The sequence below is a fragment of the Roseococcus pinisoli genome (assembly GCF_018413645.1).
GTDB lineage: Bacteria > Pseudomonadota > Alphaproteobacteria > Acetobacterales > Acetobacteraceae > Roseococcus > Roseococcus pinisoli.
This window is the reverse complement of the sequence record NZ_JAHCDA010000003.1, coordinates 348,020-370,631: the sequence shown is the minus strand read 5'-3', so window position 1 is coordinate 370,631 and position 22,612 is coordinate 348,020. Positions and strand designations below refer to the sequence as shown.

The 22,612-nt window shown below is 69.7% G+C and carries 21 protein-coding genes; 7 read left to right on the top strand and 14 right to left on the bottom strand.

Annotated features, from left to right (window positions below):
- Positions 1-33: 33 nt before the first annotated feature.
- Both KHU32_RS16790 and KHU32_RS16785 read right to left on the bottom strand, forming a co-directional pair.
- The gene (locus KHU32_RS16790; protein ID WP_213671302.1) at positions 34-1,293 is read right to left on the bottom strand and encodes a Zn-dependent hydrolase; all 1,260 of its coding nucleotides are present in this window, start codon (positions 1,291-1,293) and stop codon (positions 34-36) included.
- Entirely contained in the window at positions 1,290-2,579 is a 1,290-nt protein-coding gene (locus KHU32_RS16785) for an ArgE/DapE family deacylase (RefSeq protein WP_213671301.1), read from the bottom strand. Before KHU32_RS16785 ends, KHU32_RS16790 begins: the two co-directional genes overlap by 4 nt.
- 131 nt (positions 2,580-2,710) lie before the next feature.
- On the opposite strand from KHU32_RS16785, the gene KHU32_RS16780 reads away from it, so the two are divergent.
- The 3 genes from KHU32_RS16780 (at position 2,711) to KHU32_RS16770 (ending at position 5,727) form a co-directional block, all read left to right on the top strand.
- A complete protein-coding gene (locus tag KHU32_RS16780) occupies positions 2,711-3,667 on the top strand; it encodes a histone deacetylase family protein (protein ID WP_347265568.1) in 957 nt (318 codons plus the stop codon).
- Positions 3,664-4,659, top strand: a complete 996-nt coding sequence (locus KHU32_RS16775; protein WP_213671299.1) for a dipeptidase — start codon at positions 3,664-3,666, stop codon at positions 4,657-4,659. The genes KHU32_RS16780 and KHU32_RS16775 overlap by 4 nt, the downstream gene beginning before the upstream one ends.
- A 93-nt stretch (positions 4,660-4,752) precedes the next feature.
- The gene (locus tag KHU32_RS16770; protein ID WP_213671298.1) at positions 4,753-5,727 is read left to right on the top strand and encodes a Bug family tripartite tricarboxylate transporter substrate binding protein; all 975 of its coding nucleotides are present in this window, start codon (positions 4,753-4,755) and stop codon (positions 5,725-5,727) included.
- 13 nt (positions 5,728-5,740) lie between these two features.
- Here the strand turns inward: KHU32_RS16770 and KHU32_RS16765 are convergent, their stop codons facing one another.
- The 7 genes from KHU32_RS16765 to minC form a co-directional block, all read right to left on the bottom strand.
- Positions 5,741-6,526, bottom strand: a complete 786-nt coding sequence (locus KHU32_RS16765; RefSeq protein ID WP_213671297.1) for an FkbM family methyltransferase — start codon at positions 6,524-6,526, stop codon at positions 5,741-5,743.
- 6 nt (positions 6,527-6,532) lie between these two features.
- Positions 6,533-8,218, bottom strand: a complete 1,686-nt coding sequence (gene ggt / locus KHU32_RS16760) for a gamma-glutamyltransferase (RefSeq protein WP_347265567.1) — start codon at positions 8,216-8,218, stop codon at positions 6,533-6,535.
- 32 nt (positions 8,219-8,250) lie between these two features.
- On the bottom strand, positions 8,251-9,774 hold the full coding sequence (locus KHU32_RS16755) for a YifB family Mg chelatase-like AAA ATPase (RefSeq protein ID WP_213671296.1): 1,524 nt from the start codon (positions 9,772-9,774) through the stop codon (positions 8,251-8,253).
- A 138-nt stretch (positions 9,775-9,912) separates the two neighbouring features.
- On the bottom strand, positions 9,913-10,953 hold the full coding sequence (locus KHU32_RS16750; protein WP_249681264.1) for a serine hydrolase domain-containing protein: 1,041 nt from the start codon (positions 10,951-10,953) through the stop codon (positions 9,913-9,915).
- 105 nt (positions 10,954-11,058) lie between these two features.
- A complete protein-coding gene (gene minE, locus KHU32_RS16745; RefSeq protein ID WP_213671294.1) occupies positions 11,059-11,331 on the bottom strand; it encodes a cell division topological specificity factor MinE in 273 nt (90 codons plus the stop codon).
- Positions 11,328-12,149, bottom strand: a complete 822-nt coding sequence (minD, locus tag KHU32_RS16740) for a septum site-determining protein MinD (protein ID WP_213671293.1) — start codon at positions 12,147-12,149, stop codon at positions 11,328-11,330. Before minD ends, minE begins: the two co-directional genes overlap by 4 nt.
- Before the next feature lie 30 nt (positions 12,150-12,179).
- Complete coding sequence (minC, locus tag KHU32_RS16735) at positions 12,180-12,935, bottom strand: septum site-determining protein MinC (protein WP_213671292.1); 756 nt, start codon at positions 12,933-12,935, stop codon at positions 12,180-12,182.
- Between the two features lie 127 nt (positions 12,936-13,062).
- Here minC and KHU32_RS16730 point away from each other — a divergent pair, with 127 nt between their 5' ends.
- The 3 genes from KHU32_RS16730 to KHU32_RS16720 are packed head-to-tail and all read left to right on the top strand — an operon-like array spanning position 13,063 to position 15,408.
- A complete protein-coding gene (locus KHU32_RS16730) occupies positions 13,063-13,962 on the top strand; it encodes an ABC transporter substrate-binding protein (RefSeq protein WP_213671291.1) in 900 nt (299 codons plus the stop codon).
- Positions 13,959-14,393, top strand: a complete 435-nt coding sequence (locus tag KHU32_RS16725; protein ID WP_347265566.1) for an acyl-CoA thioesterase — start codon at positions 13,959-13,961, stop codon at positions 14,391-14,393. The genes KHU32_RS16730 and KHU32_RS16725 overlap by 4 nt, the downstream gene beginning before the upstream one ends.
- Before the next feature lie 58 nt (positions 14,394-14,451).
- Positions 14,452-15,408 carry a D-2-hydroxyacid dehydrogenase family protein gene (locus KHU32_RS16720; protein WP_213671290.1) on the top strand — a complete coding sequence of 319 codons (957 nt, stop codon included), beginning with the start codon at positions 14,452-14,454 and terminating at the stop codon, positions 15,406-15,408.
- Positions 15,409-15,465: 57 nt separating this feature from the next.
- Here KHU32_RS16720 and KHU32_RS16715 read toward each other — a convergent pair whose 3' ends face one another.
- The gene (locus tag KHU32_RS16715; RefSeq protein WP_213671289.1) at positions 15,466-16,668 is read right to left on the bottom strand and encodes a Zn-dependent hydrolase; all 1,203 of its coding nucleotides are present in this window, start codon (positions 16,666-16,668) and stop codon (positions 15,466-15,468) included.
- A gap of 66 nt (positions 16,669-16,734) precedes the next feature.
- On the opposite strand from KHU32_RS16715, the gene KHU32_RS16710 reads away from it, so the two are divergent.
- Complete coding sequence (locus tag KHU32_RS16710) at positions 16,735-17,124, top strand: RidA family protein (protein WP_213671288.1); 390 nt, start codon at positions 16,735-16,737, stop codon at positions 17,122-17,124.
- Positions 17,125-17,130: 6 nt separating this feature from the next.
- Here KHU32_RS16710 and KHU32_RS16705 read toward each other — a convergent pair whose 3' ends face one another.
- From KHU32_RS16705 to KHU32_RS16690, 4 genes are all read right to left on the bottom strand, one after another.
- The gene (locus tag KHU32_RS16705) at positions 17,131-17,895 is read right to left on the bottom strand and encodes an SDR family NAD(P)-dependent oxidoreductase (protein WP_213671287.1); all 765 of its coding nucleotides are present in this window, start codon (positions 17,893-17,895) and stop codon (positions 17,131-17,133) included.
- Positions 17,892-18,869, bottom strand: a complete 978-nt coding sequence (locus KHU32_RS16700) for a 3-hydroxyacyl-CoA dehydrogenase family protein (protein ID WP_249681262.1) — start codon at positions 18,867-18,869, stop codon at positions 17,892-17,894. The genes KHU32_RS16705 and KHU32_RS16700 overlap by 4 nt, the downstream gene beginning before the upstream one ends.
- A gap of 78 nt (positions 18,870-18,947) precedes the next feature.
- Positions 18,948-20,567, bottom strand: a complete 1,620-nt coding sequence (locus KHU32_RS16695) for a hydantoinase B/oxoprolinase family protein (RefSeq protein ID WP_213671286.1) — start codon at positions 20,565-20,567, stop codon at positions 18,948-18,950.
- Positions 20,567-22,600 (bottom strand): hydantoinase/oxoprolinase family protein, encoded by a 2,034-nt coding sequence (locus KHU32_RS16690; RefSeq protein WP_213671285.1) that lies wholly within the window; start codon positions 22,598-22,600, stop codon positions 20,567-20,569. Before KHU32_RS16690 ends, KHU32_RS16695 begins: the two co-directional genes overlap by 1 nt.
- Positions 22,601-22,612: the final 12 nt, after the last annotated feature.

Here is a 22,612-nt window from a genome sequence, read left to right as displayed (position 1 = left end):
TCCTTGAAATCGGCAATGGTGATGAAACGGAAGCTAGGGCGAGACGAGCCGGGCTGTCGCGATGGCGGCGTCGGCGAGCACCTGCATGCCGGCCGTGGCCCATTCGGGCGTGATGCTCTCCGCCTCGTTATGGCTGAGGCCGCCATGGCAGGGGCAGAAGACCATCACCGTCGGCACCTTGCGCGCCATGTAGACGGCGTCGTGCCCGATGCCCGTCGGGATGTCGCGCCACTTGAAGCCGCGGGCAGTGGCGCCGTCCCGCGCGCGCTGGATCAGCGCCGGATCGAAGGGCGTGAGCGGCGAGTGCCAGAAATCCGTGACGGCGATCTTCACGCCCCGCGAGGCGGCGAGATCCGCCGCACGCGCCTTCAGCGCGCTTTCCATGCGCGCGAGGCAATCCGGATCGCCATGGCGCAGGTCGACCGTGAAGTAGGCACGGCTCGGCGCGACGTTGCGGCTGGAGGGGTAGATATCCACCACGCCCACCGTGCCGCGCCCGGGCTCGCCCGTCGCCGAGACGGTGGAGCGCGCGATCTCCTCCACGGCGGTGATCAGCGGAGCGGCGGCCATCAACGCGTCGCGACGGCCGGCCATGGGCGAGCCACCATGCGCCTCCTCGCCTTCCACCACCACTTCGAACCAGCTCTGGGCCAGCGCATGGGTGACGATGCCGACCTCCTCGCCGCCATCCTCGAGCAGCTTGCCCTGCTCGATATGCAGCTCGAGATAGTGGCCGACCTTCTGCAGCTCCGTCGGATCGGCCGTGCCCTGCCAGCCGATGCGCTTCAGCTCCTCGCCGAAGACCGCGCCGTCGAAGGAGGTCTTGGCCAGGATCTCCGCCTCGGTGAAGACGCCCATGGCGCCCCCACTGCCCATCATGGGCGGCGAAAAGCGCGCGCCTTCCTCATTGGTCCAGTTGATGAGCAGCAGCGGCGCCTCGGTCTCCGCGCCGGCCTCATGCAGGGCCCGCATGATCTCGAGACCCGCCAGCACGCCCAGCACGCCGTCGAACTTCCCGCCCGTGGGCTGCGTGTCGAGGTGGCTGCCGATGGCCACCGGCGGCAGCGACGGATTCCGACCCTCGCGCCGGAAGACCATGTTGCCCAGGCGATCGACGGTGAGGGTCAGGCCTACGGCCTCGCCCCAGCGGCGGAGCAGCGCACGGCCCTCGGCGTCCACGTCGGTCAGGGTCTGGCGATTGCTGCCACCCTTCTCCGTCCCGCCCACCTTGGCCATCTCCATCAGGCTGTCCCAGAGGCGCGCGCCCGAAAGGGGAAGGTTCGTCCGGCTCATGCGCTTTCCACTCCACACCATTGCGCCATGGTCAGCGCGAGGCTGCGCGTGATGCCATGCATGCTCTCGATGCCGACGCTCTCGTCGATGCCATGGATCTCCTGCGCATCCGGACCGAAAACCATGCAGGGAATATCGCCGTGCAGCACGAAGTGCCGCGCATCGGTGAGTCCGAGGATGGGGAAGCCGCGCAGCTCCGTGCCCGTCGCCTCCGAATAGCTGCGGCGCGAAAGCCGGCCGATGTCGGTCTCCACGGAAAGCTCGCAGGCCTCGGCCATGAAGCCCTTGAATTCCAGCTTCACCTGCGCGCCGCGCAGCCGCTCGTCCGTGGCGGCCTTCGCAACCAGCCGCTCGATATCCTCGCGCACCTGGCGGGCGGAATAGCCGAGCATGACGCCGACGCGCATGCCGATGCGGCAGCGGGTCGCGACCGAGCTGTTCCATTCGCCGCCCTGGATCGTGCCGAAATTGACGTTCACCGGATGGTTCACGCCATGGAAGGCCGCGTGGATGTTCTCGGCGCGGTTGCGCTCGGCCTCGTAATCCTTGAAGGCGCCGGCGATGACGTTCGCCGCCTCGATCGCGTTGATGCCCGACTGCATGTCGCGCACATGCGCGGGCCGGCCGCTCACCGTCACCCAGGCCCAGACCACGCCGACCTCGGCGGAGTAGTAGGCGTCGACGCCCGGGCCGGGCTCGGGGATGATGGCGGCGTCGGCCTTGGGCATGGCTAGCATCGTGGCCAGCGCGCCGTTGCCCGTGCACTCCTCCTCGATGACGGCCTGGAGCTGAACCTCGGCCGCGGGCTGCAGCCCCGCCCGCTTCAGGGCGGCGAAGGCCATGCAGTAGCTGACCACGCCCGCCTTCATGTCCCCCGCGCCGCGGCCATAGACGCGGCCGCCGCGGATCGTCGGCTCATAAGGTGGCGATTCCCACATGTCGGCCGCACCCTCGGGCACGACGTCGACATGACCCTGGAGCACGAGGCTGCGTCCCTTCGTCACCTTCGGGCGATGAAGCGCCGCGACATTGTCGCGCCCCTCATAGCCGATGAGCGGCGGCGAGAAGCCGGGATGGCCCTCGAGCTTCTCCGGCACCGTGGGAATGCGCTGCGGCGCGAGGCCGAGATGGCGGTACAGCCGCTCCATCTCCTTCAGCGCCCCAGCTTCGTTGCCCAGTGTCGAAGGGCAGCGGACGAGGCGGAACAGCCAATCCAGCGATTCCTCGCGCAGGGAATCGGCGGCTTCGAGAATGGCGCGGCGGGCGCCGGCGTCGAGCGGGATCATGCCTGGCAGCATGGCCAGCGCAGGACGCGGTTGTCCAGGCCGGCAAGGCGCGCTTCACTGATCGGATGAAGGCGTTCCATCACCCCGACGAAGCCCGCCACGCACCGAAATTCTTTCTGACGCGCGGCACCGTGCGATCTAATTTCGAGGTTCCCGGACGCGCGGCCTCGCTACGGGCGGGGCTGGATGCGCTGGGCCTGGCCCCGGAAACGACGAAGCCCGCGACGCGCAGCGAGCTGCTGAAGCTCCATGACGCGGAGTATCTCGACTTCCTCGAGCATGCTGCAGCGCAATGGGCGGAGATGCCCGAAGCGGGCGCTGAAGTCGTGGCCAATATGCACCCGACGCCGGAGATGCTGCGCGAGTCGGATCGCGCCTCCACCCATGTCATCGCCCGCGCCGGCCGGCACATGGCCGATACGGCCTGCCCCATCGGCCCCGGCACCTGGGAGGCCGCCATCGGCGCGGCGGGCTGCGCGCTGGCCGCGGCGGATGTGGCGGCGAAGGGCGGGGCGGCCTATGCGCTCTGCCGCCCGCCCGGCCATCACGCCTATGCCGGCCGCGCCGGCGGGCATTGCTACATCAACAACAGCGCCCTGGCCGCCCAGCGGCTGCGCGACGCCGGTGCCGCGCGCGTCGCCGTGCTCGACATCGACAGCCATCACGGCAACGGCACCCAGGGCATCTTCTGGGACCGCGGGGACGTGCTGACGGTCTCCCTGCACGGCGATCCGTCGCGCTACTACCCTTGGTATGTCGGCTTCGCCGAGGAGAAGGGCGCGGCGAATCTCAACCTGCCCCAACCCTTCGGCACCGGCGACGAAGGCTGGCTCGCCGCCCTCGACACCGCCATCGCCGCCATCCGCGATTTCCGCCCCGACGCGCTGGTCGTGCCGCTGGGCTTCGACGCCAGCGAGTTCGAGCCGCTGGCCGCGCTGAAGGTCACCGAGGAAGGCTTCGCCCGCGCCGGGGAAGCCATCGGACGGCTCCGCCTTCCCACCGCCATCTGCCAGGAAGGCGGCTACAACGTGGATATCCTGGGACAGCTCCTGAAGCGCTTTCTCACGGGCTTCGGAGAAGCGAAGTGAACCAGATCACCCCCCTCGTCATCGACACGCATATCGACATCCGCTGGCCCGAGACGCCCGACTGGCTCTCCGACACCAAGCAATGCGTGGACCTGCCGAAGATGCTCGCAGGCGGCATGAGCGCCGCCGTCTTCATCGCCTATGTCGGCCAGGGCGCGCGTGACTATACCGGCCATGCCGCGGCCGCCGCACGGGCGGAATCGATGCTGCACCATATCCGCGCCCGCGCCGATGGCGTCGCGAGCCGCTTCTGCACGACGCCGGACGAGGTCGAGGCCGCTTTCGCCGACGGGGTCCCGGCCGTGCTCTCTGCCGTCGAGAACGGCTATGCGATGGGCCACGACCTCGGCCGCATCGCGCTCTGGCGCAGGCTCGGCGCCATCTACCTCACCCTGACGCATGACGGGCATAACGCGCTCTCCGACAGCGCGCGGCCGCGAAAGAACCTGGGCGACAGCGAGACCGAGCATGGCGGCCTCTCCGCCCTGGGCCGCGCGGCCATCCGCGAGATGAACCGCGTGGGGCTGATGCTCGACTGCTCCCATGTCTCCAAGGCCGGGATGATGCAGGCGGCGGAACTCTCCCGCGCGCCCATCGCCGTCACGCACACGGCCTGCGCGGCGCTCTGCCCACACCCGCGCAACCTCGACGACGAGCAGCTGGACGCCATCCGCGCCTGCGGCGGCGTGGCGCAGATCACCGCTGTCGCCTCCTTCCTCAAGGCGCCAGGCGCGAATGGCGTGACCCAGGCGAGCGTCGCCGACCTCGTGGATCACGTGGAGCATGCGATCCGCCGCATCGGCCTCGACCATGTGGGCATCTCCTCCGATTTCGATGGCGGCGGCAGCGTCGTCGGCTGGGCGAATGCGGCCGAGACGCGGAACATCACCGCCGAGCTGGAGCGCCGCGGCTACGGCGCCCGGGAGATCGGGCTGCTCTGGTCGGGGAACTTCCTGCGCGTCTGGCGGCGGGTGCTGCGCGACGCGGGTTGAGCGCCGGCGCCTGGACCGCCCCGTGGCCGCGGGATAGCTTTCCCGCCAAGTCCATCAAAGAAGGCCGCACTGGCGGCCACGGGAAACGTTCCGATGATCTCCTCGCTTCGCCGGCTCCTCACGGGGCTGGCCGTGCTGCTGCCGCTGGCCGCTCCCGCGGCTGCCTCCGCCCAGAGCTATCCCGACCGCGCGATCCGCGTCGTCATCACCTGGGCGCCCGGCGGCACCACGGATTTCGTGGCGCGCCTCTACGCGCAGCAGCTCGGCGCCGCGCTCGGCCAGTCGGTAGTGGTGGAGAACCGCACGGGCGGCAGCGGCTCAATCGGCTGGAACCAGGTCGTGCAGTCGCGGCCGGATGGCTACACCCTGCTGATCACCGACAATTCCATCGTGACGGTGCCGCCTCTGCTGCCGGATCTCGGCTTCGACATGCGGCGGGCGATGGAGCCCGTGGCCGAGCTGGTGGACTACCCGGTCATCTTCACCGTCCCCGCCGCACTGCCCGTACATAACCTTCGCGAACTCGTCACCATGGCCCGCGCGCAGCCGGACGCGCTGAACTACGGCTCCATGGGCAATGGCTCGACCATGCATCTCTACATGGAGGTGTTCCAGGACCTGGCCGGGATGCGCATGACGCATGTGCCCTATCGCGGCGCCGGACCCGCCTTCATGGACACCATCGCCGGGCGCATCCAGCTCGTGCTCGCCGCGCCAGCGACCATGATGTCGGGCATGCAGGCGGGCCAGGTGCGCGCCATCGCCGTCAGCACGCCGGGCGGCCCGGTCCCGGCCTTCCCGGGTGTGCAGACCGTGCGCGAGGCAGGCTACGACTTCGACCTGACCTATTGGTACGGGCTGCTGGCGCCGCGCGGCCTCGATCCGGCCATCGCCACCCGGCTGCGCGAGGCGGTGACCCGCGTGAATGCCGACCCGGCGGTGCGCGAGCGCTTCGCGGCCCAGGGCGCCGCCCCCCTCAGCGGCGACGGCGTCGCGCTGGGCCGGCGGATCGATCGCGAGCTGACGACCTGGACGCGGCTGGTGGCGGACAAGAACATCCGGCCCTGAGGCCGACGGGCAGTCAGCCCTTCACGAACCTGCGATTCCGCGTGGCGCCCTCCAGTGGCACCTCGCGGAAGCCGCAGGAGATCAGGATCTCGGGAATCCCGTTGCCCCCCGCCGCCGCATTGGCGCCGTCGATCTCGACCAGCACCTCGCGGACATGCGCGCGCAGCGTGGAATGCGCACCGAGGAGAATGGCCGGCTCGATGCCGTCCACGTCGAGCTTGATGGCCCCGGGCGGGGGCGCATTCATGTGCCGGACGAAATCGTCGATCGCGAAGCTCGGTACCGCCTGCCGGAAGCCGCCCTCGCGGGCCTCGATGCTGTGCATGGAATGGCCGGCCGCCGTGTTCGCCATGTTCAGCACGACCAGGCCGGTATTCTGCGCCAAAGCCAGGCAATAGGCCGAGACGCGGTCGTCGAAGCCGTTGATCTCGATGTTGCGGACCATCGCCGCGAAGCTGGAGGCCGAGGGCTCGAAGGCCAGGACACGCAGGCCGCGCTTCGCCGCGAAGAGGCTGTAAAGGCCGATATTCGCGCCGATGTCCCAGAGCACCGTGCCGGCCGGCAGGCCCGCGATCCAGGCCACCGTCTCCGGCTCGTCCTGGCCGAAACCGTGAGGATCGTGCAGCGCGCGCGCGGAAGGGCATTCCACCAGGACCGGCCCCGCCAGGGTCTCGACGGACACGCGCTGCAGCAGCGCCTCGGCCACCAGGGCGCGGGTCGAGGCCGCGCGACGCGGCTTCATGGGCGTGGTCGCCCGGAGCACGAGGCCCGTCAGGAAACGCGCCAGACGACGACTCATGTGATGTCAGTCTCCAACCGCGGCACCTTCGCGCCGGGGATCCGTGCCGCCAAGGAGACGCCGGGCCTCGCCCTCGCGCTGCAGGCGAATGATGTTGGTGCCGGAATTCATGACCCGCGCGGCCGCGGGCGCGCCCCGGCTCGTCAGCGCGTTCAGCAGGCTCGCCGCGACGGTGCCCTGCTCCAGCTCGGTTAGTACATGATAGGCGCCCGCATGCGGCAGCGCGGCGGCCGCCTGGGGATCGAGGTTCCAGTCGAGCGTGGCCATCACCGATTGCGCCACATAGCCGATGATGCGGGCGCCGCCGGCCGAACCCGTGATCAGCTCCAGCTCGGCGCCCCGGAAGGCCATCAGCGGCGACATGGAGGAACGCGGGCGCTTCCCGCCCTCGACGCGATTGGCCACCGGCCTCCCGTCGATCTCGGGCAGGAAGGAGAAGTCGCTGAGCTCGTTGTTGAGCACGAAGCCGCGCACCACGACGCGTGCGCCGAAGATGCTCTCGACCGTCGTCGTCATGGAGACGGCGCGCCCCTCGGCGTCCACGATGGCGAGATGCGCGGTGCCGCTTTCCGGCTGGGGCGGCTGGCTGGCCAGCGGCGGGCCGTCGCGCCGGGGATTGCCCGGGCGCGGGACGCGGATGGCGCGGTCGAGCGAGATCAGCTGCGCCCGCAGGGTCAGATAGGCGGGATCCAGCAGGCCGGCCGTCGGTACGGGGGAGAAGGCGGGATCCGCGAGGTAGCGGCCGCGATCGGCAAAGGCGAGACGCCCGGTCTCGCCCAACAGCATGGCGGCGTCGGCGCCGGTCGGCTCCAGATCCGGGCCGAAATGGGCCAGCAGGCCCAGGATCTGAAGCACCACCGCGCCGCCCGAAGGCGGCGGCGGCGCGCAAACGGTGTAGAGGCGATAAGGCAGGCAGATCGCCGTGCTGCGGCGCGGCGCATAGCCCGCCAGATCATCGCCGGTCATCAGTCCCGGATTGGCGTGGCGGCGCACGGCATTGACGATATCGGCGGCGATGGGGCCGCGATGCAGGGCATCCGCGCCCTGCTCGGCCAAAGCCCGGAGCGTTTCCGCCAAGGCGGGATTTCGCAGCACCGCCCCTTCGGCAAGGGGCGCGCCCGAGGCATCGAAGAACAGCGCGCGCGCGGCGGCGTCCCTGCGCAGGGTCTCGGCGCTGACGGCGATGGACTGGGCCAGCCGCGGCGAGACGGGGAAGCCTTCCTCCGCCAGCCGGATGGCCGGCGCGAAGAGATCGGCCCAGGGCAGCTTGCCATGCGCGCGATGGGCCTCCTCCAGCATGCGCATGACGCCCGGCACGCCGACCGCGCGACCGCCGACGATGGCGTCGAGGAACTCCATCGGCCGGCCGTCATTCAGGAACAGGTCGCCACGGGCCGCCGCCGGCGCCGTCTCGCGCCCGTCCCAGGCGGTGAGCTCGTGACCGGCTGGGTTCCAGTGCAGGAGGAAGGCGCCGCCTCCGATGCCCGATGCCTGCGGCTCGACCAAGCTGAGGACGGCCTGCACGGTGACCGCCGCATCCACCGCGGTCCCTCCCGCGCGAAGCACGGCCTGGCCGGCCTCGGCCGCAAGGGGATGGGAGGCCACGACCATCTGGCGCTCCGCCACGACCGGCTGCGCCAGCGTGGTGATCGGAAGCAGCAGCAGCAGGGCAAGGAGCGGCGCGCGGATCACGGCGCCGACTTAGACCGAAACAACCGGGCTCGTCACGCGGCGCGCCGCAGACCCCGCCTTCCGCGGTAGGAGAGGGCCTCGGCCACATGCGCGCGCCGGACCTTCGCCGCGCCCTCCAGGTCGGCGATGGTGCGGGCGACGCGGATGGTGCGCACAAAGCCGCGCGCCGACAGTCCCAGGCGCTCGGCCGCCTTTTCCAGCAGGTCCCGGGCCTCCGCATCGAGTCCCGCCGTCGCTTCGAGAAGCGCGCCGTCGGCCGCCGCATTGTGGCGTGGCCCCTCCACTCCATAGCGGGCGCGCTGACGGTCGCGCGCGGCCTGCACACGCGCGGCCACGATGCGAGTCGGCTCGCCTGCCGGCGCGCGCGCCAGCTCGCGGGGCGGCACGGCCTGGACCTCGAGCGTGATGTCCATGCGGTCGAGCAGCGGGCCGCTGAGCTTGTCGGCATAATCCTCGCCGCAGCGCGGCGCCCGCGAGCATTCGCGCGCGCTCTCCCCCAGATAGCCGCAGCGGCAGGGGTTCATCGCGGCGACGCATTGGAAGCGGGCCGGATAGTTCACGTGCGCATTGGCCCTCGCGATGACCACGCGGCCCGCCTCCATGGGCTGGCGCAGCGCTTCCAGCGCGGGACGCGGAAATTCCGGCCATTCGTCGAGGAACAGGACGCCATGATGCGCGAGGCTGATCTCCCCCGGCCTTGCCCGATGGCCGCCGCCGATGAGCGCCGCCTGGCTGGCCGAGTGATGCGGCTCGCGGAAGGGCGGCTGGGTGAGCAGCCTGCCGTCGCGCAGCAGGCCGGCGACGGAATGGATCATCGACAGCTCCAGCGCCTCGGGCGGGGTCAGCGCGGGCAGCAGGCCCGGCAGGCGCGAGGCGAGCATGGACTTCCCCGCGCCAGGAGGACCTATGAGCAACAGGTTGTGCCCGCCCGCCGCCGCGATCTCCAGGGCACGCTTGGCCGTCTCCTGCCCCTTTACCTCGGACAGGCATGGGCCACGCCATTCCTCGCGCTGCAGCGGTGGGGGCGATGGCGGGCTCATCACCTGCACGCCGCGGAAATGGTTGAGCAGCATGGGGAGATCGGCCGGTGCCAGCACCTCGCCGCGGCCGGCCCAGGCGGCCTCGCCTCCCTGCGCCTCGGGGCAGATCAGGCCGAGGTTGCGAGCCGAAGCGCCGAGGGCCGCGGGCAGAACACCGGCGACCGGAAGAACGGAACCATCCAGCGAGAGCTCGCCCAAGGCAGCGAAGCCCGCCAGCTCGTCGCGCGGGATGACCTCCATGGCGGCGAGCAAGGCCAGCGCGATGGGGAGGTCGTAATGGCTGCCCTCCTTCGCGAGATCGGCCGGCGCCAGATTCACCAGCACGCGCCTCGCCGGCAGAGCGAGGCCGAGGCCGATCAGCGCGGCTCGGACACGCTCGCGGCTTTCCGCCACGGCCTTATCGGCCAGCCCGACCACGAGGAAGGCGGGAAGTCCGGGCGCAAGCTGAACCTGCACCTCGACAGGAACCGCCTGGATTCCGGCAAACGCGAAGGTCGCGATGCGCGCGAGACTCATCCGGCTTTTCGTTCTCCCCCCCTGCATGCCGGGTGACGGCATGCGCGATGGTCGAACTCTAGCCTTCGATTCTGCGCTGCGTCCGCAGAAAACCGACGGGATCGCGACAGCTTGCAGCCACGATCCCGAAGGGGCGCCCTAGTCGGCGAGGGCGCTGCGCACGAGGCGCATGAACTCGTCGAGCTTCGTGCTGTCGAGCCAGCGCGACACGGCGACGATGCCGTCCGCCGGCTCCATCCAGGTGGTGGCGCCGCCCGCGCCGAGGAAGCAGACCGTGCCCTCGCTCGCGCTCGGCCACTTGGTGCGGCCCGTGTTCAGCCAGAAGAGGAAGCCGTAATGCGGATTCAGCGCGCAGGGCGTGCGGCAGAGATCGAGCCATTCCTTGCGGATGACCTCGCGCCCGTTCCACTGCCCATCCGCGGCGATCAGAAGGCCCACCTTGGCCTGATCCTCGGCATTGATGATGAGGCCGCCGCCCCAGTGGCCGCCGCCCGACACGCTCTCGATCACCTTGCCGTCGATGTCGACGCCCGAGGTACGGTAGCCGCGCCAGGTCCAGCCGTCGCTCGTGCCGATGGGCTGCATGATGCGCTCGGCCCAGACCTCGGGCAGCGGGCGGCGGAAGAGGTGCAGCAGCGCCAGGCTGAGCGCGTTCACGCGGACGTCGTTATATTCCCAATAGGCGCCGGGCTCCGCGAGGGGGCGGGTGCTGCGCTTCTTGCCCTGCCCTTCCACGCCGAGGTTGCGGCCGCGATCGATCAGGTCGCTCTTGCCGAAGAGCGTGCCTTCCCATTCGGAGGTGTTGGTGAGCAGCTGGCGCCAGGTCACCACGCCGTTGCGCGGGCCGGTGAAGGCCTCGTGCGCCACCTTGTCGGAGACCTTGGCGTCGAGATCAGTCAGCAGCCCGTCCCGCCAGGCAAGGCCGGCGAGGATAGCCAGGTAGCTCTTGGCGACGCTGAAGGTCATGTCGGCGCGGGTGGGGTCGCCCCATTCGGCGACGCGCTTGCCGTGCCAGTAGATGACGCCATTCGGACCACCGCGCGGCGCGGTCGGGCCAATCACCTCATTGTCGGGGGCAGGCTCGAAGAAGCCACTTTCCAGATGGGCCAGGATATCACGCGGCCAGGCAGTCTCGTTGGCGATGGCGAAGTCGATCGCCGCCTTCAATGCGGGTGTCATGCGTAGAACCTTCAAGCATTCTTGGAGGTTCATCTCACCCGCGCAGGCACGCCTCGGCAAGAGGCGAGGACCATATCGCCCTTGCGGGCACGATCCTCGGCTCGGTCAGGCCGCCTTGCCGGCGGGGCCCGGAAGTTCGATGTCGATCGCCAGCGTGGAGAAGTCGCCCCCACGCTCGAGATTGACCTGCACCTTCCCGGGATCGATCGAGACGTAGCGCGCGACCACCTGCACCAGCTCCTGCTGGAGCTTGGGCAGGAAGTCGTCCTTCGTCCGGCTCACCCGCTCGTGGCTGATGATGACCTGCAGCCGGTCCTTCGCGGTGGCTGCGGTGCCGTTCGTCTCGCGTTCCTTACGGAAGAAGTTCAGCCAGCTCATGCGGCCCTCCCACCGAAGAGCCGGCCGAGCAGGCCCTTCTTCTTTTCCACATCGAGGAACCGATGCGGCCTTTCCTCACCCAGGAAGCGGGAGACGGCGTCGCTATAGGCCTGCCCGGCCTGGCTCTCCGTGTCCATGATCACGGGATTGCCGGCGTTGGACGCCTTCAGGACGCTCTCACTCTCCGGGATCACGCCGAGCAGGGGGATGGCCAGGATCTCCAGCACATCCTCCAGCTTCAGCATCTCGCCGCGCTCGACGCGCGCCGCATCGTAGCGGGTGAGCAGGAGGTGCTGCTTCACCGGCTCCTTCTTCTCCTCGGCGCGCTTCGACTTGGACTGCAGCACGCCCAGGATGCGGTCGCTGTCGCGCACCGAACTGACCTCGGGGTTCGTCACCACGATGGCCTGGTCGGCGAAGTAGAGCGACATCAGCGCGCCCTTCTCGATGCCGGCCGGGCTGTCGCAGACGATGTAGTCGAACTCCTGCGACAGCTCTTCGATGATGGCCTGCACGCCTTCCTTGGTCAGCGCATCCTTGTCGCGCGTCTGCGACGCCGGAAGGATGGACAGGCCGGGGACGCGCTTGTCCTTGATGAGGGCCTGCGACAGCTTCGCCTCGCCCTGGACGACGTTCACGATGTCGAAGACCACCCGCCGCTCGACGCCCATGATGAGGTCGAGGTTGCGCAGGCCGACGTCGAAGTCGATGACCACGGTCTTCTTGCCCCGCTGCGCGAGGCCGGTGGCGATGGCGGCGGAGCTCGTGGTCTTGCCCACTCCTCCCTTGCCCGACGTGACGACGATCACCTGCGCCATGGTTGATTCCTTCTGGAGTTGGTCATCGGCTCACCCAAGGGGATCGAACCGCAATTGCTCGCCGTCGAGGCGCACCTGCACCCCGCGGCCGATCGGCGTCGAGGATAGCCCCTCGCGCACGGCATAGAAGCCGGAGATGGCGACCAGCTCCGGATCGAAATTCTGCGCGAAGATGCGGGCCTCCCCATCCTCGGAGGCACCCGCCACGGCACGGCCGCGCAGGGCGCCGTAGATATGGATATTGCCATCCGCGATCACCTCGGAGCCGGCATTGACCGAACCGATGATGATGAGGTCGCTGCCCTGCGCATAGATGCGCTGGCCCGCGCGGACCGCCTGCGTCACCATCATGGTGCGGGGCATCGCGGGGCGCGGCGGCTCGGCCATGACGGGCGGCGCGACATTGACGGGCGGCGCGCCCACGGGCGACGGCGCCTCGACCTCGGTCTCGCGCTGGCCGCTCGGGCGGAGCGTGGGCAGGCCCGCGCCGGCAGCCGCCGCCCGCAAGGGCTGCGAACCGCCGACCACGCCGATGGGAAGGATCTCCAGCGCGCGCAGCCCGTGGATGAGGGCATGAAAGTCCACCTGCTCGCCGCCCAGGTCGTCGAGTCCGATGGCGATGGGGGCGAAACGCAGGAAACCGGGCGCGCGGCGGAACTGGTCGCCCAGCGCGGGCAGGACCGCCTGGACGTCGCCGGAGAGCAGGCGCAGCGTCAGCAGGCTGTAGTTGCTGGCCCGCAGGCGGAAGACTTCGGGGGGCGAGGCGGGCCTCGCTGTGGCTGACATGGGTTCCTGGGGCTTCCCGGGCTACAAGGATGAACAAGCTGTGATAGCCGGCCCGGCGCCGCCAGCGAAGCCCCAACTTCAGGCGGCCGGCTGGAATCGACGCGGAATCGCCCGCTATGCTGCCGGCATGACGCCAACCTTGACCCTCGCCGAACCTTTCCGGGCGCTTTTCTACGCCCCCTATTATCTGACCGAGGCGCGGGGGGCCTATGGCCGCCAGGGGCTGAAGGTCCGCATGAAGACCGCCGGAAGCACCTCCCTCGCGGCCGAGGCCGTTTCCCTCGGCAAGGCGGACGTCGCCTGGAGCGGGCCCATGCGGGTCATGCAGCACCGCGCCGAGGACCCGACCACGCCCCTCACCGCCTTCTGCGCCGTCATCATGCGCGACCCCTTCCTGATCGTGGGCCGGTCCGAGCGCGAGGGCCTGCACCTGGCGGAGCTCCCCGGGATGCGGCTGGGGCTGGTGACGGAGGTCCCGACGCCGGTCTGGTGCCTCGCCGAGGCGGTGTCGCGCGCCGGCGGCCAGAAGATCAAGGACCGCTCGGGCGCGAGCATGACGCAGAACCTCGCCCGCCTGATGCAGGGCACGCTCGACGCCATCCAGGTCTTCGAGCCCTTCGCCGCGGAGGCCGAGGCAAAGGGCGCCCACGTCTGGTACGCCCAGGCCGAGGCAGGGCCGATGGCCTATTCCTCCCTCTACGCCCGGCAGGACACCCTGACGGAGCGGCGCGAGGCGATGCGCGGCCTGGTGCGCGCGCTGTCCGAGACGCTGGGCTGGCTGGCCGAAGCCGGCGCCGCCGAGGTCGCCGCCCTGCTGGAGCCCTATTTCCCGGAGGTGCCGCCCGAGATCCTGACCCGGGCCGTTGGGCGCTACCAGGAGATCGGCATCTGGCGCGACGGGCCGCGCTTCCCGCGCGCCGCCTTCGAGGCGCTGGGCGCGGCCATGCTGCGGGCCAAGGCGCTGCCGCACGTGCCGGCCTTCGAGCTCTGCGTGGACGAGGCGGTGGTCGAGGAGGCCCTGGCGTGAGAACGCCGCCCGGCCGCAGGGCGGATTATCGCTGGTTCCTCGCGATGCCGCTGCGCTGGATGGACAACGACATCTACGGCCACATGAACAACGTCCAGCACTACAGCCTGTTCGACACGCTGGTCGCGCGCTTCCTGCTGGCGCATGGCGTGCTGGACCTGAAGACGAGCACCGAGGTCGGCCTCGTGGTCGAGACGGGCTGCCGCTACCACGCGCCCGCCGCCTTCCCAGACGAGATCACCGGCGGCCTGCGCGTACAGCGCCTCGGCGGCTCCTCCATCACCTACGCGCTGGCCCTGTTCCGCAACGACGAGGACCAGGCGATCGCGGAAGGCCACTTCACCCATGTCTATGTGAAGCGCGACGAGCAGTCGCGGACCGTGCCCCTCCCCGCCGCGCTCCGGTCCGCCGCCGAGGCGCTGCTGGCTTGACGGCCCGTTGATTCTCGCCGTCCCTCCCGCCCCGACGCATCGTTCCAGGGAGGGACACATGCCCGAATTGAAGAAGCTCGCCATCCTCGACGACTACCAGGACGTCACCCTCGGGCTCGGCCCCTGGGACCGGCTGCCTGGGCTGGAAAAGACCGTCTTCCGCGACACCATCACCGACCAGGACGCGCTGGTGCGGCGCCTCCTGCCCTTCGACGGCATCCTGGCGATGCGCGAGCGCACGCCCTTCACGCGCGCGCTCCTCGAGCGGCTGCCGAACCTGAAGCTTCTCCTCACCACCGGCGAGCGCAACCGCGGCATCGACGCCGCCGCCTGCGCCGAGCGCGGCGTCACCTTCTGCGGGACCTCGAGCTTCGGATCGCCCACGGTGGAAATCACCTGGGGCCTCATTCTCTCCCTGGCCCGCCAGCTGCCATCCGAGACCGCCTCGCTGCGCGCCGGCAGCTGGCAGATCGGGCTGGGCTCGACGCTCGAGGGCAAGACGCTGGGCGTGGTCGGCCTCGGCAAGCTCGGCAGCAAGGTCGCGAAGGTCGGCCAGGCCCTGGGCATGAAGGTCATCGCCTGGAGCCAGAACCTCACCGAGGAGAAGGCCGCGGCCGAGGGCGCCACCCGCGTCGACAAGGCGACGCTCTTCGCCGAGGCCGATGTGGTGACCCTGCATGTCGTGCTGTCCGAGCGGTCACGCGGAATCGTGGGTGCTGCGGAGCTCGCGGCGATGAAGCCGACGGCCTTCCTGGTAAACACCTCCCGTGGGCCGCTGGTGGATCAGCCGGCGCTGATCGCGGCGCTGAACGAGGGCCGGATCGCCGGCGCCGGCCTTGACGTCTTCGACATCGAGCCCCTGCCCAGCGATCATCCGATCCTCTCGGCGCGGAACACGGTCCTGACGCCGCATCTCGGCTATTCGACCGAGGAGAATTACCGCGCCTATTTCGCGGGTGCGGTGGAAGCGATCGAGGCCTTCAACGCGGGCACGCCGATCCGCGTCATCAGCTAGAGCAGGCGGGCCCGGCGCCTCACGGGCGCCGGGCCGTTTTGTGCGAGCGGCGCGGCCTCAGCCGCCGCGCAGGAAGGCTTCCGCCGCATCGGCCAGGATGCGGATGTTCAGCGCCAGATCCTCTTCCTTCGTGTCCTCGGCCCAATGATGGCTGATGCCGTTGATCGACGGCGTGAAGAGCATGGCCGCGGGCATGATGCGCGCCATGTACTGCGCGTCGTGCCCGGCACCGCTCGGCATGTGCTGCCACTGGCCATTGGCATGCTTCGTCGCCGACTCGGCCAGGCTGGCCTGCATCGCCGGATCGCAGGGCGAGGGCTTGCTGCGGCTCATCACCTCGAGGGTCGAGACGGTGCGCTCGGTCCGGTTCATCTCCTGCACGATGGAGCGCAGGCACGCTTCCAGCCGCTCCAGCGTCGGCACGTCGATGTCGCGGAACTGGAACAGCACCTCGGCCTCGCCCGGGATGATGGAGGGCGCGCCGGGATCGAGCGCGATGCGCCCGCAGGTCCAGACCGTGCGCGGGCCGCAGACCATCGGGAACTCACGGTCGATGCGCGACAGCATCCGCACCGCGGTGAGGCCCGCATCCTTGCGCTCGGCCATGGTGGTGCCGCCGGCATGGTCCTGCATGCCCTGGATGCGGATCCGGTACTGCCAGATGGCCACGATGCCGGTGACGACGCCCGCGCGCAGGTTCTGCGATTCGAGCTGCGTGCCCTGCTCGATATGCATCTCGAAGAAGCCCTTGTAGCGGGCGGGATCGAGCCGAAGGCGCGGCTTACCTTCAAGCCCGGCCTCCTTCAGCGCCTGCCGCAGCGGCTTGCCGTGATAGCGGTTGGTGAGCGTGTCGATCTCGGCCTCGTCCAGCAGCCCGGTCATGGAGCGGCTGCCGATGAAGCTGCCGTAGTGGCCCTCCTCATCCGCGAAGGCGACAACATCCACGGGCAGGCCCGCGCGGGCCAAGGCCACGCCCGACACCACGCCCAGCGCGCCATCCAGCCAGCCGGCCTCGTTCTGGCTCTCGATATGGCTGCCGACCAGGAGATGCGGGCCGGGCCCGGGATGCCGGCCGAAGACATTGCCGATGCCGTCGATGGTGGGCTCCAGCCCGCATTCCCGCATGCGGTCCATCAGCCAGGCGCGGCTCTCCATGTCCTCGGGGGAAAAAGTGGGACGATGCACGCCCGTCCTGAACTCGCCGATCTTACGAAGCTCGTTGAGGTCCTTGAGAAATCGGTCCGTATCGACCTGGGCCATACCGCCATCTCCTTCGCGAAGCGCGCAGGATAGGACAGGATCGCGCCGCGACAAGGAGGACGCAGTATGCAGGACATCACGCGATTTGCGACGCCGACCGGCGGACGGCCCTTTCCCCCCTTCTCCATAGCCGTGCGCCATGGCGGGACGCTCTACGTCTCGGGCCTCGGACCGGTCGATCTGCAAGGCAAGATCGCGCGCGGCGACTTCGCGGCGCAATTCGCGCAGGTCATCGAGAACCTGAAGGTCGTGCTGGCGGAGGCCGGCGCCGATATGACGCGCATCCTCAAGACCAATGTCCTGCTCACCCGCGCGACCGATGTCGCGGAGATGAACAAGCTCTATGCGGCCGCCTTCCCGGCCGACCATCTTCCCGCCCGCACGACCAGCGTCGTCGCCGCGCTGCCCGTGCCGGATTTCCTGCTGGAGATCGAGGCGATCGTCGCCGTCGGATAACTCGACTCAGCTGAGGGTCAGGCCGCCATCCACCACGATGGTCTGGCCCGTCACCATCGCCGCGCCGGCCAGCAGGAAGACCATCACCTCGGCCAGGTCCTCCGGCTCGCAGCGCCGCTTGAGCAGCGCCTGGTCGATGGAACCGGCGCGCTGCTCATTGGTCCATTCGATCATCCAGCTCGAATTGACCGCCCCGGGCGCCACGGCATTGGCCCGCGCCTCGGGCCCCAGGGTGCGCGCCAGGTTCTTCGTCAGCGAGATGACGCCGGCCTTGGTGGCGCCATAGGCCATCGAAGAACCCGGCGAATCGAGGCCGGCGATGGAGGCGACGGAGACCAACGCGCCCCCGCTCTTCTTCAGGTGCGGCGCCGCGGCCTTCGCGCAGCGGAAGACGCCGAGCAGATTCACCTGGACGACGGCCTCCCACAGTTCCTCCGTGAGCCGGTCCAGCTCATGGGGGCCGATGGTGGTCCGCGTCCCCGGCGTGCCGGCATTGTTCACCAGATAGTCGAGCCGGCCGAGATCCTTCACCGCCTGCTCGACCATGCGCGGCCCATCCGCCGCGTCGCCGACATTGCCGGGTGCGGAGAGGACATCGAGCCCCTCCGCCCGCAGCGCTTCCACCTGGTCAAGGCCGCGCGGATCGTCGGCCAGGTGGTTGATCGCCACCTTGCAGCCGTTGCGGGCCAGCAATCGCACGGTCGCGAGGCCGATGCCCGAGGCCCCGCCGGTCACGATCGCCGTCTTGCCCTTGAGGTCGTAGCGGATCATGCCTCGTTCGCCTTCACGTCGAAGCCGGCCATGAAGCCGATGCCGCGCAGGCTCTGCTTGAGCTTGATGAGGCGGCGGTCACGCTCCTCGAAGAGCTCGGCGGGCGGCTTGCCGCCCCAGTCGTAATAGCCCTTGCCGTCGAAGACCCCGGCGTCGCCCTTGGCGACCAGCGCGTCCATGCTCGGGCTCGTGCCCGGCACAGGCGGGACATAGGTGCCGTTGCGCGCCGCGTGCTGCAGCATGCGCAGACCCGTGAAATCCGCCTTGGCCATCACCCCGATGATCTGCAGGCGCAGCCCGATGCCGTGGATGACGGCGGCGTCGATCTCCTGCGCCGTGGCGTAGCCGTTATCGATGAGGAATTGCACCTCGGCCTGCACCGCCGCCTGGATGCGGTTGGCGACATAGCCCGAGATGAACTTCCGCATGACGATCGGCACCTTGCCCATCGCCTCGATGACCGACTTCACCTCCTGCAGCACCGCCTCGTCGGTCTCGGCATGGGGCACCAGATCCACGAGATCGACGAGGTAGGGCGGCGTGTACCAATGCGCGATCAGCGCCCGCTTCAGCCGCGCCGGCGGCATCAGCGGGAAGACGTCGAGATAGCTGGTATTGCTGGCCCAGATGGCGTTGGCGGGCGCGCAGGCGTCGAGGCGCTTGTAGAGCTCCGTCTTCGCCTCGGGATTTTCCACGATGGCCTCGACGATCAGCTCCGCGCCATCGACGCATTCCTCGAGGCTGGCGTGCCGCGTGCAGGCCTGGGCAAGCTGCGCGCTGCCCCAGCCCTTGGGGGCCTCCCCCACCTCCTCGAGCGTGGCGAGCGCCTTCTCCATCAGGCCCTGGGCCCGATCCAGCGTCGCGGAATCAGAATCCGTCAGGCGGACGCGATGGCCGCCCATGGCGAAGACCAATGCCAGCGCGTGGCCCATGGTGCCGGCGCCCAGCACCGCCACCCGCAACTGCTTCGCCATTCCCGTCCCTCCCGGATTTATCCCGAAAGGGTGTCGCGCCGAAGGTCGAGGGTCAACAGTAAGTCACGGCCGCTGGCGTCACAGATACCCCATCGCCTTATCGTGCTCGCGCGCCGCCGCGGGCCGCTCTTCCGCGGGACCGAAGCCGCCGCCGCCCGAAGTCTCCAGCCGAACCACATCCCCCCGGCCGAGCGGCAGGTTGTCGGTCTTCGGCGGAATCGGCGTCTCCACCCCGTCCCGCCGCAGCACCAGCTGCCCCAACGCGGCCGGGCCACCGCCGGCGAGGCCGTAGGGAGGATGGTCGAAGCGATCCATATTGGAGGTGAAGAAGCAGCGCGGGCTGTCGATCCGCCATTCCCGCAGGAGGCCGAGGCCACCGCGGAACCGCCCCTCGCCGCCGCTGCCCTCGCGCAGCGCGTAGCGCAGGATGGTCAGCGGCAGCTGCGCCTCGATCATCTCGATCGGGATATTGCTGTTGTTGTGCATGCCGCTGGCATAGGCGTTCACGCCATCCTTGCTCGGATGCGCGCCGGAGCCGCCGATCTCGATCTCCACCAGCACTTCCCGCGTCTCGGCGACGGTCTGGAAGGTGGTGACGTAGCTGTTGCCGTAATAGGCGGCGGGGATCAGCTTCGGCACCGCCTGGTGCAGCGCGCCATTCATGGTGCCGAGCAACCGGTGCGTGACGGCCACCCGATGCGCGACGGGCGCGGGGTGCCGCGCATTCACCACCAGCCCCTCCGGCGCGATGACCGTGATGGGGCGGTAGCAGCCCGCGCTGATGTGCATGGAGGAGTCGGCGCAGCACATCAGCGCGAACATCACGGCGGAGTTGGTGCTGGCCAGCGTCGCATTGGTCGGCCCCGCGGCCTGCGGGCTGCAGCCGGAAAGATCCACCGAGGCCTCGTCGCCCTTGATGGTGAGGGCGACATGCAGGCGAATAGGCTTGCCGATGTCGATGCCGTCGTCGTCGAGGAAATCGGTGAACTCATAGGTGCCGTCGGGCATGGCCGCGATGGCGGCGCGCATGCCGGCCTCGCTCATGTCGAGGATGCGGTTCCCGGCCTCGATCATGGCCTCGGCCCCGAAGCGCCGCGCCAGGCGCAGAAGGGCGGCGGCACCGACATCGAGGCTGGCCAGCTGCGAGGAAAGGTCGCCCAGCAGCAGGTCCGGCTTGCGGATGTTCTGGCGGATCATCGCCCAGATGCCGTCGTTGCGGACGCCCCTGTCGAGGACCTTCACCGGCGGGATGCGCAGCCCCTCCTGGAAGATCTCTGTGGCCTTGGCGGCATAGCTGCCGGCGGCGAGGCCGCCCACGTCGATGTGATGGCAAAGCGTGCCGACAAAGGCGATGCGCCGCCCTTCGTGGTAGACCGGCTTATAGGCGACGATGTCCGGCAGATGCTGGCCGCCGCAATAGGGGTCGTTGGTGATGACGACGTCGCCCTCGTTCCACTCGCTCGCCGGCACGAAATTCGCGAGGATCTCGCGCAGCGCATGGCTCATGGAATTGAGGTGACCGGGAATGCGCGCGGATTGCGCGAGGTTCCAGCCCTCGGCGTCGAAGACGGCGGTGGAATAATCCAGCAGCTCGCGCACGATGGTGCTGCGGCTGGTGCGCCAGACGGTGACGTCCATTTCCGCTGCCGCCGCGTTGAGGGCGTTGCGGATGACTTCGATTTCGATGGGACCGAGCATCAGGCAACCCTCCTTGCGATCAGTGCCCCTTCGGGGTCGAGCTTCGCCTGCCAACCGGCGGAGATCACATGCGTCGCGAAGGCCTCCTCCACGATGGCCGGTCCCTGGATGACATCCTCGGCATGCAGCGTCTCACGCCGCCAGACCGGCCAGGAGGCGCTGACGCCGCCCTGCGAGACCTTGCGCGTGCCGGGCGCCGCGCGCTTCTCGGCGGCCGTGCCGGAGGTCTCCGCGGGCTTGGGAAGGCGGCCGATGGCGGTCATGCGCAGGGTCACGATCTCCACCTTCTCGTCCTCCGCGGCGTAGGAGAAGCGCGCCTTGTGGGTCGCGTGGAAGCGCTGGAGCAGCGCGTCGAGATTGGGCGCCTCCGGCCAGGGAACCAGGAGTTCGAAGGCCTGGCCATGGTAGCGCAGGTCGGCGGCGATCTCCGTTGCGCGCTGGTCCTCCGGCACCCCGTCGGCGATGAGGCGCGCCGTGGCTTCCTCCCGCAGGGCGGCGATGGTGGCCTCGATCTCCGGCAGCGACGCCGGCTCGACGGTGAGCAGCCGCGAGCGCGCGAGGTCCTGCGCCAGCTCGGAGAAGAGAATGCCATAGGCTGAAAGCGTGCCGGGCTCGCGCGGCAGGATAACCTCGGTGATGCCGAGCTCGTCGGCCACCTCCGTCGCGTGCAACCCGCCGGCGCCGCCGAAGGAGAGCAGCGCGAATTCACGCGGATCCAGGCCCTTCTCGAAGAGCGAGAGGCGCACCGCGGAGGCCAGCTGAACGTTGGTGACGCGCAGCACGCCCTCCGCCGCCGCTTCCACCGTCAGCGCCAGCGGTGCGCCGACATGCTGCGCCATGGCATCGCGTGCGGCCGCGACGTCGAGCGCCATGGCCCCGCCCAGGAAGAAGTCCGGATCGAAGCGGCCCAGCACGGCATTGGCATCGGTCACCGTCGGCAAGGTGCCGCCGCGGCCATAGCAGACCGGGCCGGGCCGGGCGCCGGCGCTGCGCGGCCCGGCGGTCAGGCGGCCCGAGGCATCGACCGCCGCGATGGAGCCGCCGCCCGCACCGATGGTGCGCATCTCCACCATCGGCAGGCGCACCGGCAGGCGGTCCACCTCGCCCTGGGTGACGAGGCCGATGCGATGATCCTGCACGACGCTCACGTCGAAGCTCGTGCCGCCCATATCGACCGCCACGAGGTTGGGCCGGCTTAACCGGCGCGACAGCCGCTCGGCCGCGAGGGCGCCACCGGAGGGGCCTGAGAGCAGCAACCGCGCGGGCTGCGCCGCGGCGCGCGCAAGGCTGCACATGCCGCCATTGGACTGGACCAGGAAGACGCGGGGTGAGAACCCGCCCTCGCCCAGCCGGGCCTCCAGCTTCTCCAGATAGGTCTTCACCACCGGCATCAGCACCGCGTTTAGCACGGTGGTCGAAAGCCGTTCGTATTCGCGGATCTCCGGACTGATCTCGGAGGAGATGCTGACGGGGATGCCAGGCAGCGCCGCCTGCACCGCGTCGCGCAGGGCCAGCTCATGAGCGGGATTCACATAGGCGTGCAGGAGCCCTATCGCGATCGCCTCCGGCTTCGCGGCCTTCAACCGCTCCAGGACGGGGGCAAGTTCCCCCAACGGAATCTCCACGCTGCCATCGGCTCGGATGCGCTCCGGCACGCCGAAGCGCAGGTCGCGCCCAATCAGGCAGGGCAAGGGATCGGGCGCCAGGCCGTAGAGGTCACGCCGGAAATGGCGAGTGATCTCCAGCACATCCTCGAAGCCGGCGGTGGTCAGCAGCACGCCACGAGCGAGCTTGCGCTCCAGCACCGCATTGGTCGCGATGGTCGTGCCGTGCAGGATCAACCCGACATCGGCGAGGGCGAAGCCGAAGCGCTCCGCCGCCTCCTGCACGCCGATCAGCAGGCCCTCCGAGGGGTCCGCGGGCGTGGTCGGCGTCTTCCAGGCGACGACGCGGCCATGCCGGGCGTCCAGGATCTGAAGGTCGGTGAAGGTCCCGCCGATGTCGACGGCGATGCGGACCGGGCGCTGTTCCATGGGGTCAGTTCC

Excerpts from the sequence above, each read along its gene's own strand:
- KHU32_RS16790 (WP_213671302.1), bottom strand. The coding sequence starts at position 1,293 with ATGAGCCGGACGAACCTTCCCCTTTCGGGCGCGCGCCTCTGGGACAGC.
- KHU32_RS16785 (WP_213671301.1), bottom strand. The coding sequence starts at position 2,579 with ATGATCCCGCTCGACGCCGGCGCCCGCCGCGCCATTCTCGAAGCCGCC.
- KHU32_RS16770 (WP_213671298.1), top strand. The coding sequence starts at position 4,753 with ATGATCTCCTCGCTTCGCCGGCTCCTCACGGGGCTGGCCGTGCTGCTG.
- KHU32_RS16765 (WP_213671297.1), bottom strand. The coding sequence starts at position 6,526 with ATGAGTCGTCGTCTGGCGCGTTTCCTGACGGGCCTCGTGCTCCGGGCG.
- KHU32_RS16755 (WP_213671296.1), bottom strand. The coding sequence starts at position 9,774 with ATGAGTCTCGCGCGCATCGCGACCTTCGCGTTTGCCGGAATCCAGGCG.
- KHU32_RS16750 (WP_249681264.1), bottom strand. The coding sequence starts at position 10,953 with ATGACACCCGCATTGAAGGCGGCGATCGACTTCGCCATCGCCAACGAG.
- minE (WP_213671294.1), bottom strand. The coding sequence starts at position 11,331 with ATGAGCTGGCTGAACTTCTTCCGTAAGGAACGCGAGACGAACGGCACC.
- minD (WP_213671293.1), bottom strand. The coding sequence starts at position 12,149 with ATGGCGCAGGTGATCGTCGTCACGTCGGGCAAGGGAGGAGTGGGCAAG.
- minC (WP_213671292.1), bottom strand. The coding sequence starts at position 12,935 with ATGTCAGCCACAGCGAGGCCCGCCTCGCCCCCCGAAGTCTTCCGCCTG.
- KHU32_RS16730 (WP_213671291.1), top strand. The coding sequence starts at position 13,063 with ATGACGCCAACCTTGACCCTCGCCGAACCTTTCCGGGCGCTTTTCTAC.
- KHU32_RS16720 (WP_213671290.1), top strand. The coding sequence starts at position 14,452 with ATGCCCGAATTGAAGAAGCTCGCCATCCTCGACGACTACCAGGACGTC.
- KHU32_RS16715 (WP_213671289.1), bottom strand. The coding sequence starts at position 16,668 with ATGGCCCAGGTCGATACGGACCGATTTCTCAAGGACCTCAACGAGCTT.
- KHU32_RS16710 (WP_213671288.1), top strand. The coding sequence starts at position 16,735 with ATGCAGGACATCACGCGATTTGCGACGCCGACCGGCGGACGGCCCTTT.
- KHU32_RS16705 (WP_213671287.1), bottom strand. The coding sequence starts at position 17,895 with ATGATCCGCTACGACCTCAAGGGCAAGACGGCGATCGTGACCGGCGGG.
- KHU32_RS16700 (WP_249681262.1), bottom strand. The coding sequence starts at position 18,869 with ATGGCGAAGCAGTTGCGGGTGGCGGTGCTGGGCGCCGGCACCATGGGC.
- KHU32_RS16695 (WP_213671286.1), bottom strand. The coding sequence starts at position 20,567 with ATGCTCGGTCCCATCGAAATCGAAGTCATCCGCAACGCCCTCAACGCG.
- KHU32_RS16690 (WP_213671285.1), bottom strand. The coding sequence starts at position 22,600 with ATGGAACAGCGCCCGGTCCGCATCGCCGTCGACATCGGCGGGACCTTC.